This window comes from Oscillibacter sp. 1-3 (assembly GCF_000403435.2).
GTDB lineage: Bacteria > Bacillota > Clostridia > Oscillospirales > Oscillospiraceae > Oscillibacter.
Genome location: NZ_KE159703.1, coordinates 1,259,545 through 1,271,494, shown reverse-complemented (window position 1 = coordinate 1,271,494; position 11,950 = coordinate 1,259,545). Strand labels below are relative to the sequence as shown.

Sequence of the window (11,950 nt, the reverse complement as noted above, 5' to 3'; positions counted from 1 at the left end):
CGGCGAACCCCGGTACGGCAGATCCGGGGACAACCAATCCCGGCACGGCGAACCCCGGTACGGCAGATCCGGGGACAACCAATCCCGGCACGGCGGACCCGGGAATCACAGACCCGGGAACCCTGGACCCCAACAGCCCCGGCGTCACGGCCCCGGCACAACGGTCCCGCCGGACACCGGCGTGACCGATCCCAGCGCCTCCGGCGAGCCCGTCCAGCCCACGGAGCCCGCGGACCCCGGCTTTGTCATCATCGACCCCGTCCCTATGGAATAGAATCATCAATATCAAATAGAAAGAGAGGAACGAGCCCATGACACCGAAGGAACTGGCAATCATTGCGGCAAGGGCCCTGGACGAGAAGAAGGGCAAGGAGATCTCCGCCATTGAGATCACGGACCTCACCACGCTGGCGGACTACTTCGTCATCGCCAGCGGCACCTCCAACACCCAGATCAACGCCCTGTGCGGCGCTGTGGAAAAGGCGTTGAAGGAGGAGGCCGGCGAGGCCCCCCTCCACCGGGAGGGCCACCGGGACGGCACCTGGGTGCTGCTGGACTACGGGTGTCTTGCTGTCCATGTCTTCTCCCAGGAGGCCCGGGAGTTCTACGACCTGGAGCGGCTGTGGCAGGACGGCAAGCCCCTGGACCTCAGCGGCGTACTCACAAAGGATTAATATGCGGGCGGGCCGGCGAAAGCCGGCCCGCTTTGCTGTTAAAGTTTTTGGTCAAGCTTTTTTCAAAAAGCTTGACCAAAAACTTTTCACTTGCCTTTTCCCCGTCGCCATGCTATGCTTTCACCATGGAACCATATGAATTGATCCGCTCCCGCCGGAAAACTCTGGCGCTGGAGATCACAAGGGACTGCCGGGTGGTGGTGCGGGCCCCCATGCGGCTTTCGGAAAAACGCATCCGCGCCTTTGTGGAGAGCCACGAGGGCTGGATCGCCCAGCACCTGGAGCGCCAGCGCCAAAGGGCGGCCTCCCTTCCCCCGCCCCCCACCGCGGAGGAGATCGAGGCTCTGAAAGCCCGGGCCCGGGCTGAGCTGCCGCCAAAAATCGCTCTTTGGAGCGAAAAAATGGGCGTGGTCCCCACCGGCTTCAAAGTCACCACGGCCCGGAAGCGCTACGGCAGCTGCAGCGGGAAGAACAGTCTGTGCTTCTCCTGCTTTCTCATGAACTGCCCGGAGGAGGCCGTGGAGCTGGTGGTGGTCCACGAGCTGTGCCACATCCGGGAGAAGAACCACGGCCCGCGGTTTTACACGCTGCTTGCGCAGCACCTCCCCGACTGGCGGGAGCGGAAAAAATTGCTGAGATAAGGAGATACGCCTATGGAGCTGCTGAATCTCTTCCAACTGCTGGAGGGAAATCCCTACCCCGGCCGGGGCATTGTCCTGGGCCGCAGCGCTGACAACCGCTTTGCCGTGGCGGCCTATTTCATCATGGGCCGCAGCGAGAACTCCCGGAACCGGGTCTTTGTCCCCACGGAGGACGGTATCCGCACCCAGGCCCACGACCCCTCTAAAATGACCGACCCCAGCCTCATCATCTACCATCCCGTCCGCCGGGCGGGCCGGGGACTCATCGTCACCAACGGCGACCAGACCGACACCGTCCGGGACTGTATCCTGGCCGGCAGGACCTTTGCCGAGGCCCTGCATACCCGGGAGTTTGAGCCCGACGCGCCCAACTACACCCCCCGCATCTCCGGCCTCCTGAGTCCCGACGGCAGTTTCAAGCTGTCCATTCTCAAGAGTGCCGACGGCGACCCCGCCTGCTGCTGCCGGTACTCCTATGACTACGACCATCCCCTGGCCGGGGAGGGCCGCTTCATCCACACCTACATGGGCGACGGCAATCCCCTGCCCTCCTTCGAGGGGGAGCCGGAGCGGGTGATCCTGGACGCCCCTGACCCGGAGACCCTGGCGGACCGGATGTGGGCCGCCCTGAACGGGGAGAACAAGGTCTCCCTCTTCGTGCGCTATACCGGCCTCGCGGACGGCACGGCGCGGGACGCCATCCGCAACAAGCACGCGTAAAAAAGAGTCCCGGCCCTGGGGGGCCGGGACTCTTTTTATGTACTCGGATTATTCCATGGGTGCGCCGCAGTGAGGGCAGAACTTGCTGTCGCTGACGGCGCCGCAGATGGGGCACGCCTTCTCGCTCTCGGGGACCTCGGCGGCGGAGTCCTCCCGCACGGGCTTGCTGGCCTCCAGCTCAGCGATCTTGGCCTTGGAGGCGTTCACAGCCTCCACCAGGTCCCGGACCGCGTCTGGGATTTCGCCCTCGTACTCGCTGACGAACCACTCGCCGATGGTGCGGTAGTTCTTGTCCATCTCCCGCTGCTCCCCGGCAATGGCCACGTTCACCTTTACGGTCTCCACGGCGTCCTTCGCCCGGTCCGCCGCCACGGCGGCCACGTCCTTGGTCTTCTTGCTCAGTTCATCAAAAGTAATTGCCATATTTTGAAACCCCTTTCAGTATGATAAAGCTGTGCGCTTCCCTTTGATGGTCCCAGTATACTCCTTCCCTTCGTCAAAAGCAACAGAATTTCAGTTTATTTACAGTTCGTTTTCACCCTGTTTACAAGCGCAGCTCCGGAAAACGGCAAAACGGGGCTGGTGTTTTTCGGGAGACTATGGTATGCTTTAGGGAGAAATCTGATGTACAGGAGGTCCGATCCCATGGTGCGCAATGAATTTACATTTTCCTCCGCCGACGGGAAGACCGCCATCCACGCGGTGGAGTGGCTGCCGGAGAACCGTCCCAGAGCGGTTTTGCAGATCTCCCACGGTGTGGCGGAGTATATCCTTCGGTATGAGCCCTTTGCGGAGTATCTCACTGCCCGCGGCTTCGCGGTGGCGGGCCACGACCACCTGGGCCACGGCGGTTCCGTGGCCCCCGGCGGGGCGCGGCTGTACTTCGGTCCCAAAGGCAGCTGGACGTGGGTGGTGGACGACATCTATGCCCGCTATAACCTGCTGAAAAAGCAGTTTCTGGACATCCCCCTCTTCCTGCTGGGGCACTCCATGGGCTCCTTTCTGGCCCGGACGTATCTGATCCGCTACCCCGGCACCGTGGACGGGGCCATTCTTATGGGTACCGGGCAGATGCCCGCCGCCCTGGTGGCCGGGGGCAGGGCCGTGGCCGCCCTGGAGCGCCGCCGGGTGGGGGAGGACCGAACCTCCCCCATGGTGGACAAGCTGGCCTTCGGGGCCTACAACAAGCGCTTCGCCCCCAACCGCACCGGCTTTGACTGGCTGTCCCTGGACCCGGAGAACGTGGACCGCTACATTGCCGATCCCCTCTGCGGCGGCAACGCCTCCGTGGGCCTCTTCCGGGAGCTGCTGCGGGGCCTGCGCTTCATCGCAAAGCCCGAGAACCTGAAAAAGATGAACGCCAACACTCCCGTCCTCTTCATCTCCGGAGCCATGGACCCGGTGGGAGACTGCGGCAGGGGCGTCCGGCGGGCGTACCGCAGCTTCTTGAAGGCCGGAGTCCGGGACGTGTCCATACAGCTCTACCCGGAGCTGCGCCATGAGATCCTCAACGAGGCCTGCCGGGAGGACATCTTCCGGGATCTGTACCTGTGGCTGGCGGAGAAGGCGGGCCTGCTCCTCTAAATGCTCCACCCGGTGACCCGCAGCTCCTCCACGTCGTGGGTCACCCACAAAAACCGGGCGGAGCACACCGCGTCCACGGAGAACAGCAGCAAAAACCCAAAGGTGCCCCAGGCGGGAATAGACGCCGCCAGGGCGGCCGCCAGCGGGTGGACGTACCAGACGGTCAGCGCCGTCAGCACGCCCCAGGCCAGGGTGAAGGGCAGGCAGACCCGTCCCCCCAGGTTGCCGGGCATACGGGAGTAGTCCCAGAACTCCACGCCCAGAAAGGTCTCGTAGGCCCAGTGGACGGCGTACTCCACCGCCGTGGCCGTCACCGCGCCGGCGGCGATGAGCCAGGGTCCCTGCCGCCAGGACTCCGGCAGGGCCAGCACCGCCAGCATCCCCAGGCCGTACACCGGGCACAGCGGCAGCAGCAAAAAGCACTTCCGCTCCCGGCGCTGTGCCCGGGTGGCCGCCGCGAAGGCCCGTTCCACCAGATACCCCCCGAAGCTGTACATCCAAAAAAACCAGAGTAAGTCTGTCATAAATCCAACCTCCAGCATCCATTGTTTCCCCCGGGTTAGCGGAATATCCCGGTTTCCCGCTGGCAGATTTTGCGTGGTATCATCAAAAGAGAAAGAGGTCATCCATATGCCGGATACTTGGGAATCTTTGAGACAGGAGTGTCTCCAGTGCCGGGGCTGCGCCCTGGCGGAGACCCGCACCAACGTGGTCTTTGGCGACGGCGCCATGGACGCGGAGATTTTGTTCGTGGGCGAGGGCCCCGGACAGCACGAGGACGAGCAGGGACTTCCCTTTGTGGGCCGGGGCGGCCAGCTGCTGGACGATATGCTGGAGATGATCGGCCTGGACCGCACCAAGGTCTACATCGCCAACGTGGTCAAGTGCCGCCCGCCCCAGAACCGGGACCCCCTGAACGTGGAGGAGGACGCCTGCATCGGCTTCCTCCGGCGGCAGATGGCCTTGCTGCAGCCTAAGATCCTGGTGTGCCTGGGGCGAATCGCCGCCAAGGTCATCATCAAGGACGATTTCAAGATCACAAAGGAGCACGGCCAGTGGTTTGAGCGGGACGGCGTGCAGATGACCGCCGTCTACCATCCCGCCGCTCTGCTGCGGGACCCCCGGAAGCGGCCGGAGACCTTTGAGGATCTGAAGGCCATCCAGGCCAAGGTCCGGGAGCTGTGCGCCCATACGGATATTTGAAAAGACGGAGGGAGGGCATGGTCCTCCCTCCGTCTTTTCGCGATTGTAAACCTATTTTAATTTTATGGTTGACAATTGCAATGGAATACGGTATGCTGTTGCCAAGACAAAAAAGGAGGTATTTCCTATGGTTTCCAAAGACGCTGCCGCGCCCCGGTTCCGGACGCTGGACCTGGCCTACGTCGCCCTGTTCGCCGTGCTGATAGCCGTGTGCGCCTGGATCTCAACGCCCAAGACCCCCATCTCCGTGCCATTCACCCTCCAGACCTTCGCCATGTTCGCGGCCCTCACCATCCTGGGGGGGCGGCGGGGGCTGTGGGCCGTGGTGGTGTATCTGCTGATGGGCCTGGTGGGCCTGCCGGTGTTCTCCGGCTTCCAGGGAGGCCCCGGCGTGCTGCTGGGCACCACCGGCGGCTACATCATCGGATTCATCGGCTCCGCCCTGGTGTACTGGCTGGTGACGGCAAAGCTGGGGAACAAGCTGCCCGTGATGGTCTGCGGATGCCTGCTGGGGCTTTTGGTCTGCTACGCCTTCGGCACCGCATGGTTCCTGGCGCTGTACACCAGCACCAAGGGTCCCATGAGTCTGACGGCGGCCCTGGCGGCCTGTGTGGTCCCCTTCATCGTGCCGGACCTCTTGAAGATGGCCCTGGCGGTGCTGCTGGCCCGCCGAGTGGGAAAGTACCTCAAATAACAAAGCAGGGCGCCCGGTTTGACCGGGCGCCCTGTCCGCTGTATTCATAGGGATTGGATGCCGTCTGGCCGGGGCCTTTGCCCGTCCGGCATTCCCCGCCTGTGAATACGGCTTCTCACCTTTTCTCCCGCTTCTGCAAACGCTCCTCCACCCTTTTCAGTCCCTTTACGCATAGGTATACAGCTGCCGCCAGAAGCCCCAGCCCTCCGGCAAAGTGGTTGTCCCTTCCGTTTCGCTCCGCCATAACGCGCCTCCTATTTCAGATATTGGTAGGCCAGCAGCAGCCGGGCGGTGCTGTTGGTCATGTTCACGAACTCGTAGGGCCGGTCGGCGGCAAAGCGCAGGGCGTCCCGCTCCATCAGCTGGAACTCCTGGTCCTCCGCCGTCAGGCTCACCGTGCCGGACATCACCGTGGCGTGGCACACGCAGCCGGGCACCGACAGCTCCGGCCGGTAATGGGCGCTGATGTACAGGTCCAGAAAAAAGCTCTCCTGCCGGGTGACGCCGTCGTAGGGCATGGAGGGCCGCAGCAGCACCTTGCCCCCGTCCAGCCGCTTGGGGATGTTGTCCGGCTCCCGGCTCAGCAGCAGGGAGATGAAATCGTCATTTTCCAGCAGAATCTCCGCCGGGACCTTCAGCGCCTCCGCCAGCTTACCCAGAATGGCCACGGAGGGGTTGGCCTCTCCCCGCTCGATCTGGCTGAGCATACTGCGGGACACCCCGGACAGCGCCGCCGTCCTCTCCAGGCTCAGCTTCTTGCTCTTTCGGATGCGCTTGATATTCTCCGCCACAGCGCGGTTCAGCTCCATGGGAACGCCGTCCTCTCCGTAGGATTTCCAATATAATGAGTGATTGTTCTCTTATACTAAATGCTCTGTCGAAGTTTGTCAAGAAGAAAACTGCCGGCCGCCTGCCGGAACCCTGGCGTCTTCGGGAAAACGGGCGGGGACAGGCTCCCGTCTCTACACAGCCGCAGCTGCAAAACCAAAATCGCGGATGATAAAATGCGCGGTTGGACACCGGATTTGCAGCCGCCTCTTGACAAAACGGGAAACTCCCCGTAAAATAGCGCTGGTATATAATCCAAGAGACTTTGAAGGGAAGAAAGACGGGACCTCCCGCCTCCAGAGAGCCGGCGGACGCTGCGAGCCGGTGGGGGAGACCCGCGGATGACTGCTCCCGGAGTCTCCCGCCTGAACGCGCAGTAGGGCGGGACGGTTTGGCCCCGTTACAGGCCGCGAGGGCCCCCCCGCGGGGGCTGAACAGGGTGGTACCGCGTGATTCCACGCCCCTGGCCTTTGGGCTGGGGGCATTTTTTGTGCGGAGGAGGCGCAGAATCATGAGTTATGGATATGGAATGGGCGGTTTTGACGCCATGTTTACCATTGTTCCGGTTTTCATCAGCATTGTGTTTGTACTGGTTCTTGGCATCATCGTCGTCGCGGCAGTCCAGGGAATCGGGACCTGGAACAAGAACAACCACTCCCCCCGGCTGACCGTTCCCGCCCAGGTGGTGACCAAGCGGACCGATGTCTCCTGCCGCCGCCATAATTCCGGTACCGGAATGAGACACACCCACACCTCCACCCGCTACTACGCCACCTTCCAGGTGGACAGCGGGGACCGGATGGAATTTTCCGTCAGTGGTCCCGAGTACGGGATGCTGGCGGAGGGGGACCGGGGAGACCTGACGTTCCAGGGAACGAGATACCTGTCCTTTGAGCGGTCCTGATCTCTGCTGAGCGGGAAGGAGGACGGCAATATGAGTATCATGGTAAACCTGTACTACACCGGAACCGGTGGAGCCGCCCGGGCCTTTGCCAGGGAGATGGAGGAGAGCGGCACGGCGGACCGCGTCCGCGCCGAAGCGGGAAACCAGCGCTACGCCTATTTCTTTCCGGCGGACGATCCGGAGACCGTACTCCTGATGGATGTCTGGACGGATCAGGCGGCCCTGGACCGGCACCATGCCTCCCCTATGATGGAAACCATTGCAAAGCTCCGGGAGAAGTATGGTCTGCGGATGCGGGCGGAGCGGTATGTAACGGACCGGGAGGGGATTCCTGCGTCCGACAGAGCGTTTATCAAGGAATGAGAAATTCTGTATTTATATTGATAGAAGGAGAGCGCACATGAAGTACGATTTTACCGCCATTGAGAAAAAATGGCAGCAGAAGTGGCTGGAGGAGAAGCCCTTCACCGCCGTCACCGGCGACAAAACGAGGGAGAAGTTCTTCGGCCTCATCGAGTTCCCCTACCCCTCCGGCCAGGGGCTCCACGTGGGCCACGCCCGGCCCTTTACCGCCATGGACATCATCTGCCGCAAGAAGCGGATGCAGGGCTATAACGTCCTCTTCCCCATCGGCTACGACGCCTTCGGCCTGCCCACGGAGAACTACGCCGTCCAGCACAAGATCCACCCCGCCAAGGTCACCCACGACAATGTGGAGAACTTCCGCAGGCAGCTGCACATGCTGGGCTACTCCTTCGACTGGGACCGGGAGGTGAACACCACCGACCCCGACTACTACAAGTGGACCCAGTGGATCTTCCTGCAGATGTTCAAAAAGGGCCTTGCCTACAAGGCCTCCATGCCTGTGAACTGGTGCACCAGCTGCAAGATCGTGCTGGCCAACGAGGAAGTGGTGGAAGGCGTATGCGAGCGCTGCGGCGGCGAGGTCATCCGCAAGGAGAAATCCCAGTGGATGCTGGCCATCACCAAGTACGCCGACCGCCTGATCGACGATTTGGAGGACGTAGACTTTATCAACCGCGTGAAGATCCAGCAGCGCAACTGGATCGGCCGGTCCGAGGGCTGCGAGCTGACCTTTGAGACCAATATGGAGGATACCGTCAGCGTCTACACCACCCGGGCGGATACCCTCTTCGGCCTCTCCTACGTGGTCATCTCCCCAGAGCACCCCCTGCTGGAGAAATGGAAGGACCGCATTCCCAACTGGGACGCCGTGGCCGCCTACCAGGCGGAGGCCGCCCGGAAATCCGACTTCGAGCGGGGTGAGCTGAACAAGGATAAGACCGGCGTCCGGCTGGAGGGCGTCCTGGTCACCAATCCCGCCAACGGCGAGACCGTCCCCATGTTCGTCTCCGACTATGTGCTCATGGGCTACGGCACCGGTATTGTCATGGGCGTGCCGGGCCACGACCAGCGGGACTGGGACTTTGCCACCAAGTTCGGCCTGCCCATCATCCCCGTGGTGGAGGGCGGCGACATCACCAAGAGCGCCTACACCACCAAGGACGACGGCATCATGATTAACTCCGGCTTCCTCAACGGCATGACGGTCAAGGAGGCCATCCCCGCCATGAAGGACTACGCCGTGGAGCACGGCTTCGGCGTGAAGAAGACCAACTTCAAACTCCGGGACTGGGTGTTCAGCCGCCAACGGTACTGGGGCGAGCCCATTCCCCTGGTGAACTGCCCCACGTGCGGCTGGGTGCCCCTGCCGGAGGACCAGCTGCCCCTGCTGCTCCCCGAGGTGGAGAGCTACGAGGTCACCGACACCGGCGAGTCCCCCCTTGCCAAGATGACGGACTGGGTGAACACCACCTGCCCCCAGTGCGGCGGACAGGCCCAGCGGGAGACGGACACCATGCCCCAGTGGGCAGGCTCCAGCTGGTATTTCCTGCGGTATATGGACCCCCACAACGACAAGGCCCTGGCCTCCAAGGAGGCCCTGGACTACTGGTCTCCCGTGGACTGGTACAACGGCGGCATGGAGCACACCACGCTCCACCTGCTGTACTCCCGCTTCTGGCACAAGTTCCTCTATGACATCGGGGTGGTGCCCACCAAGGAGCCCTACGGCAAGCGCACCAGCCACGGCATGATCCTGGGCGAGGGCGGCGAGAAGATGAGCAAGTCCCGGGGCAACGTGGTGAACCCCAACGACATCGTGGCTCAGTACGGCGCGGACACCATGCGCCTGTATATCATGTTCGTGGGCGACTTCGAGCAGGCGGCCATCTGGTCCACCGAGGCGGTGAAGGGCTCCAAGCGGTTTTTGGACCGGGTGTGGAACCTGGCGGAAGCTGCCGCAGACAGCTATGACGTGACCCCCGCCAACGAGGCCATTCTCCACAAGACCATCAAGAAGGTCACCGACGACGTGGACAGTCTCAAGATGAACACCGCCATCGCCGCCATGATGACCGCCGTCAACGAGCTGACGGCCAACGGCGTGACCAGGGGCGACATGAAGACGCTGCTCCTTCTGCTGAACCCCTTCGCCCCCCACATCACCGAGGAGCTGTGGGAGACGCTGGGCTTTGCCGCAAAGACCGGGAAGATGTGCTGCCAGGCGGAGTGGCCGGTGTACGACGAGAGCAAGACCGTGGCCTCCGCCGTGGACATGGCGGTACAGGTGGGCGGCAAGCTGAAAGGCACCATCACCGTGCCGGTGGACAGCGATGAAAAGGCCGTGGTGGACGCCGCCATGCAGGTGGAGAAGGTCCAAAAGGCCACCGAGGGTATGAAAATCGTCAAGACCATCCTGGTGAAGAACCGCCTGGTGAACCTGATCGTGAAGCCCCAGTGAGGCAGGGTGCCGGGCAGCGTCTTGATCGGCGGCAGGGACTGACCGGTTTTTTGCCGGCGTCTGATTGAAAATATTTGGAACCGGGCCCCGTCCGATGGACGGGGCCCGGCTTTGTGTGCCCGGGCGGGGCGCCGTTCGACCCGATTTTGTGAAAAAGCACCATTCTTTGCCAAAGATTTTGTATATTTCCCTTGACAGTTGCCAAAGAAGCGATTAAACTGATAACGGATAATTATCGGGGGGCGATAGGGGTGCTCTCCGGTCGTTTATTCGATTACGGAAAACCGATACCGATTTTTTAGGAGGAAGCAGACAGTCATGGTGCCATATGTGATCGGAGCCCTGATCGGGCTGGTGGTCGGCGGCGTGGTGTGGTTCCCCCTCGGTATTCGCTATCGGAAACAAGTCTCCGAGAAGGAGATCTCAAGCGCGGAAGAAGAGGGTACGCGCATTATCAACGAGGCCATCAAGAGCGCCGAGGCGAAAAAACGCGAGGCGCTGGTGGAAGCGAAGGAAGAGATCTTAAAGAGCCGCAGCGAATACGAGAGGGAAGAAAAAGCCCGCAGAGCCGATCTGCAGCGGCAGGAAAACCGCCTGCAGCAAAAAGAAGAGAACCTGGACCGCAAGACCGAGGCCATCGAGAGGAAAGAGGAATCCCTGGCCCAGAAACACGCGGCCGCCGACCGGGAGAACGAGGAGATCAGGACCATCAAGCGCAGCCAGACCGAGATGCTGGAGCGCATCTCCGGCTTCACCGCCGACGAGGCCAAGCAGTATCTCATTGACCAGGTGGAATCCGAGGTCATCCATGAGACCGCCGTCAAGATCAAAGAGGTGGAGTCCCGGATGAAGGAGGAGTGCGAGACCCGGGCTCGCGAGGTGGTGGCTCAGGCCATTCAGCGCTGCGCCGCGGACCAGGTGTCCGAAATGACCGTCAGTGTGGTTCCCCTGCCCAATGACGAGATGAAGGGCCGCATCATCGGCCGCGAGGGCCGCAACATCCGCACCATCGAGACGCTGACCGGCGTGGATCTGATTATCGACGACACGCCGGAGGCCATCACCGTCAGCTGTTTCGAGCCGGTGCGGCGGGAGATCGCCCGCCTGGCCCTGGAGAAGCTGATCGCCGACGGCCGTATCCACCCCACCCACATCGAGGAGATGGTGGAGAAGGCCCGGCGGGAGGTGGACGCCGTCATCAAGAGCGAGGGCGAGCGGGCCGTGTTCGAGTGCGGCATCCGCAATCTCCACCCGGAGCTGGTGAAGATGCTGGGCCGTCTCCACTACCGCACCAGCTACGGACAAAACGTCCTGCGCCACTCCATCGAGGTCTCCCACATCGCGGGCATGATGGCCGCCGACGTAGGGGCCGACGTCCAGGCCGCCAAGCGGGCGGGACTGCTCCACGACCTGGGCAAGTCCGTGGACCACGAGATGGAGGGCACCCACGTGGCCCTGGGCGTGGAGTTCGCCCGGCGCTACAAGGAGCGGGACGACATCATCCACGCCATTGAGGCCCACCACAACGACGTGGAGGCCAGGACCATTGTGGCCTGCCTGGTGCAGGCCGCGGACGCCATTTCCGCCGCCCGGCCCGGCGCCCGGCGGGAGAATCTGGAGAACTACATCAAGCGTCTGGAGCAGCTGGAGACCATCACCGGCACCTATCCCGGCGTGGACAAGGCCTTTGCCATCCAGGCGGGCCGCGAGGTCCGGGTCATGGTGAAGCCCGAGCAGGTCAGCGAGGACCAGATGGTCATTCTGGCCCGGGATCTGGCCAAGAAGATCGAGGAGGAGATGGAGTACCCCGGTCAGATCAAGGTCCACGTCCTGCGGGAGACCAAGGTCGTGGAGTACGCGAAATAACCCCCTTTGCAA

The 11,950-nt window shown here is 62.5% G+C and carries 14 protein-coding genes and 1 pseudogene; 11 read left to right on the top strand and 4 right to left on the bottom strand.

The genetic code is table 11. The features are described 5' to 3' along the window. From C816_RS24205 to C816_RS06110, 4 genes and pseudogenes are all read left to right on the top strand, one after another. Positions 1 to 185: pseudogene (locus tag C816_RS24205) on the top strand (hypothetical protein); the annotation flags it as partial. Between the two features lie 126 nt (positions 186 to 311). Then, a complete protein-coding gene (gene rsfS / locus C816_RS06120; RefSeq protein ID WP_016321549.1) occupies positions 312 to 674 on the top strand; it encodes a ribosome silencing factor in 363 nt (120 codons plus the stop codon). Positions 675 to 799: 125 nt separating this feature from the next. Continuing rightward, the gene (locus C816_RS06115; protein ID WP_016321548.1) at positions 800 to 1,315 is read left to right on the top strand and encodes a M48 family metallopeptidase; all 516 of its coding nucleotides are present in this window, start codon (positions 800 to 802) and stop codon (positions 1,313 to 1,315) included. Positions 1,316 to 1,327: 12 nt separating this feature from the next. Continuing rightward, the gene (locus tag C816_RS06110; protein WP_016321547.1) at positions 1,328 to 2,035 is read left to right on the top strand and encodes an IMP cyclohydrolase; all 708 of its coding nucleotides are present in this window, start codon (positions 1,328 to 1,330) and stop codon (positions 2,033 to 2,035) included. Positions 2,036 to 2,083: 48 nt separating this feature from the next. On the opposite strand, the gene C816_RS06105 is transcribed toward C816_RS06110, so the two are convergent. After that, entirely contained in the window at positions 2,084 to 2,458 is a 375-nt protein-coding gene (locus C816_RS06105; RefSeq protein WP_016321546.1) for a zinc ribbon domain-containing protein, read from the bottom strand. Positions 2,459 to 2,680: 222 nt separating this feature from the next. Between C816_RS06105 and C816_RS06100 the strand changes: the two genes are divergently transcribed. Beyond that, a complete protein-coding gene (locus C816_RS06100) occupies positions 2,681 to 3,619 on the top strand; it encodes an alpha/beta hydrolase (protein ID WP_016321545.1) in 939 nt (312 codons plus the stop codon). On the opposite strand, the gene C816_RS06095 is transcribed toward C816_RS06100, so the two are convergent. Then, the gene (locus C816_RS06095) at positions 3,616 to 4,143 is read right to left on the bottom strand and encodes a putative ABC transporter permease (RefSeq protein WP_016321544.1); all 528 of its coding nucleotides are present in this window, start codon (positions 4,141 to 4,143) and stop codon (positions 3,616 to 3,618) included. The two genes, C816_RS06100 and C816_RS06095, sit on opposite strands and share 4 nt — an antisense overlap. 106 nt (positions 4,144 to 4,249) lie before the next feature. Between C816_RS06095 and C816_RS06090 the strand changes: the two genes are divergently transcribed. Together C816_RS06090 and C816_RS06085 are read left to right on the top strand one after the other, a co-directional pair. Beyond that, the gene (locus C816_RS06090) at positions 4,250 to 4,822 is read left to right on the top strand and encodes a uracil-DNA glycosylase (RefSeq protein ID WP_016321543.1); all 573 of its coding nucleotides are present in this window, start codon (positions 4,250 to 4,252) and stop codon (positions 4,820 to 4,822) included. A gap of 127 nt (positions 4,823 to 4,949) precedes the next feature. After that, complete coding sequence (locus C816_RS06085; protein WP_016321542.1) at positions 4,950 to 5,516, top strand: biotin transporter BioY; 567 nt, start codon at positions 4,950 to 4,952, stop codon at positions 5,514 to 5,516. A 115-nt stretch (positions 5,517 to 5,631) separates the two neighbouring features. On the opposite strand, the gene C816_RS25310 is transcribed toward C816_RS06085, so the two are convergent. Together C816_RS25310 and C816_RS06080 are read right to left on the bottom strand one after the other, a co-directional pair. Then, on the bottom strand, positions 5,632 to 5,760 hold the full coding sequence (locus C816_RS25310; protein WP_016321541.1) for a hypothetical protein: 129 nt from the start codon (positions 5,758 to 5,760) through the stop codon (positions 5,632 to 5,634). A 10-nt stretch (positions 5,761 to 5,770) separates the two neighbouring features. Next, complete coding sequence (locus C816_RS06080; protein ID WP_016321540.1) at positions 5,771 to 6,325, bottom strand: helix-turn-helix domain-containing protein; 555 nt, start codon at positions 6,323 to 6,325, stop codon at positions 5,771 to 5,773. A 530-nt stretch (positions 6,326 to 6,855) separates the two neighbouring features. On the opposite strand from C816_RS06080, the gene C816_RS06075 reads away from it, so the two are divergent. The 4 genes from C816_RS06075 (at position 6,856) to rny (ending at position 11,938) form a co-directional block, all read left to right on the top strand. Continuing rightward, the gene (locus C816_RS06075) at positions 6,856 to 7,248 is read left to right on the top strand and encodes a DUF2500 domain-containing protein (protein ID WP_016321539.1); all 393 of its coding nucleotides are present in this window, start codon (positions 6,856 to 6,858) and stop codon (positions 7,246 to 7,248) included. 30 nt (positions 7,249 to 7,278) lie between these two features. Further along, on the top strand, positions 7,279 to 7,611 hold the full coding sequence (locus C816_RS06070) for a putative quinol monooxygenase (protein ID WP_016321538.1): 333 nt from the start codon (positions 7,279 to 7,281) through the stop codon (positions 7,609 to 7,611). 37 nt (positions 7,612 to 7,648) lie between these two features. Next, on the top strand, positions 7,649 to 10,072 hold the full coding sequence (leuS, locus tag C816_RS06065) for a leucine--tRNA ligase (RefSeq protein ID WP_016321537.1): 2,424 nt from the start codon (positions 7,649 to 7,651) through the stop codon (positions 10,070 to 10,072). Between the two features lie 318 nt (positions 10,073 to 10,390). After that, positions 10,391 to 11,938: a ribonuclease Y gene (rny, locus tag C816_RS06060; protein ID WP_016321536.1), complete on the top strand. Its 1,548-nt coding sequence runs from the start codon at positions 10,391 to 10,393 to the stop codon at positions 11,936 to 11,938. The last annotated feature ends 12 nt before the right edge of the window (positions 11,939 to 11,950 follow it).

Bases quoted from the DNA above. Each gene is read 5' to 3' on its own strand.
- rsfS (WP_016321549.1), top strand. From the start codon at position 312: ATGACACCGAAGGAACTGGCAATCATTGCGGCAAGGGCCCTGGACGAG.
- C816_RS06115 (WP_016321548.1), top strand. From the start codon at position 800: ATGGAACCATATGAATTGATCCGCTCCCGCCGGAAAACTCTGGCGCTG.
- C816_RS06110 (WP_016321547.1), top strand. From the start codon at position 1,328: ATGGAGCTGCTGAATCTCTTCCAACTGCTGGAGGGAAATCCCTACCCC.
- C816_RS06105 (WP_016321546.1), bottom strand. From the start codon at position 2,458: ATGGCAATTACTTTTGATGAACTGAGCAAGAAGACCAAGGACGTGGCC.
- C816_RS06100 (WP_016321545.1), top strand. From the start codon at position 2,681: ATGGTGCGCAATGAATTTACATTTTCCTCCGCCGACGGGAAGACCGCC.
- C816_RS06095 (WP_016321544.1), bottom strand. From the start codon at position 4,143: ATGACAGACTTACTCTGGTTTTTTTGGATGTACAGCTTCGGGGGGTAT.
- C816_RS06090 (WP_016321543.1), top strand. From the start codon at position 4,250: ATGCCGGATACTTGGGAATCTTTGAGACAGGAGTGTCTCCAGTGCCGG.
- C816_RS06085 (WP_016321542.1), top strand. From the start codon at position 4,950: ATGGTTTCCAAAGACGCTGCCGCGCCCCGGTTCCGGACGCTGGACCTG.
- C816_RS25310 (WP_016321541.1), bottom strand. From the start codon at position 5,760: ATGGCGGAGCGAAACGGAAGGGACAACCACTTTGCCGGAGGGCTGGGG.
- C816_RS06080 (WP_016321540.1), bottom strand. From the start codon at position 6,325: ATGGAGCTGAACCGCGCTGTGGCGGAGAATATCAAGCGCATCCGAAAG.
- C816_RS06075 (WP_016321539.1), top strand. From the start codon at position 6,856: ATGAGTTATGGATATGGAATGGGCGGTTTTGACGCCATGTTTACCATT.
- C816_RS06070 (WP_016321538.1), top strand. From the start codon at position 7,279: ATGAGTATCATGGTAAACCTGTACTACACCGGAACCGGTGGAGCCGCC.
- leuS (WP_016321537.1), top strand. From the start codon at position 7,649: ATGAAGTACGATTTTACCGCCATTGAGAAAAAATGGCAGCAGAAGTGG.
- rny (WP_016321536.1), top strand. From the start codon at position 10,391: ATGGTGCCATATGTGATCGGAGCCCTGATCGGGCTGGTGGTCGGCGGC.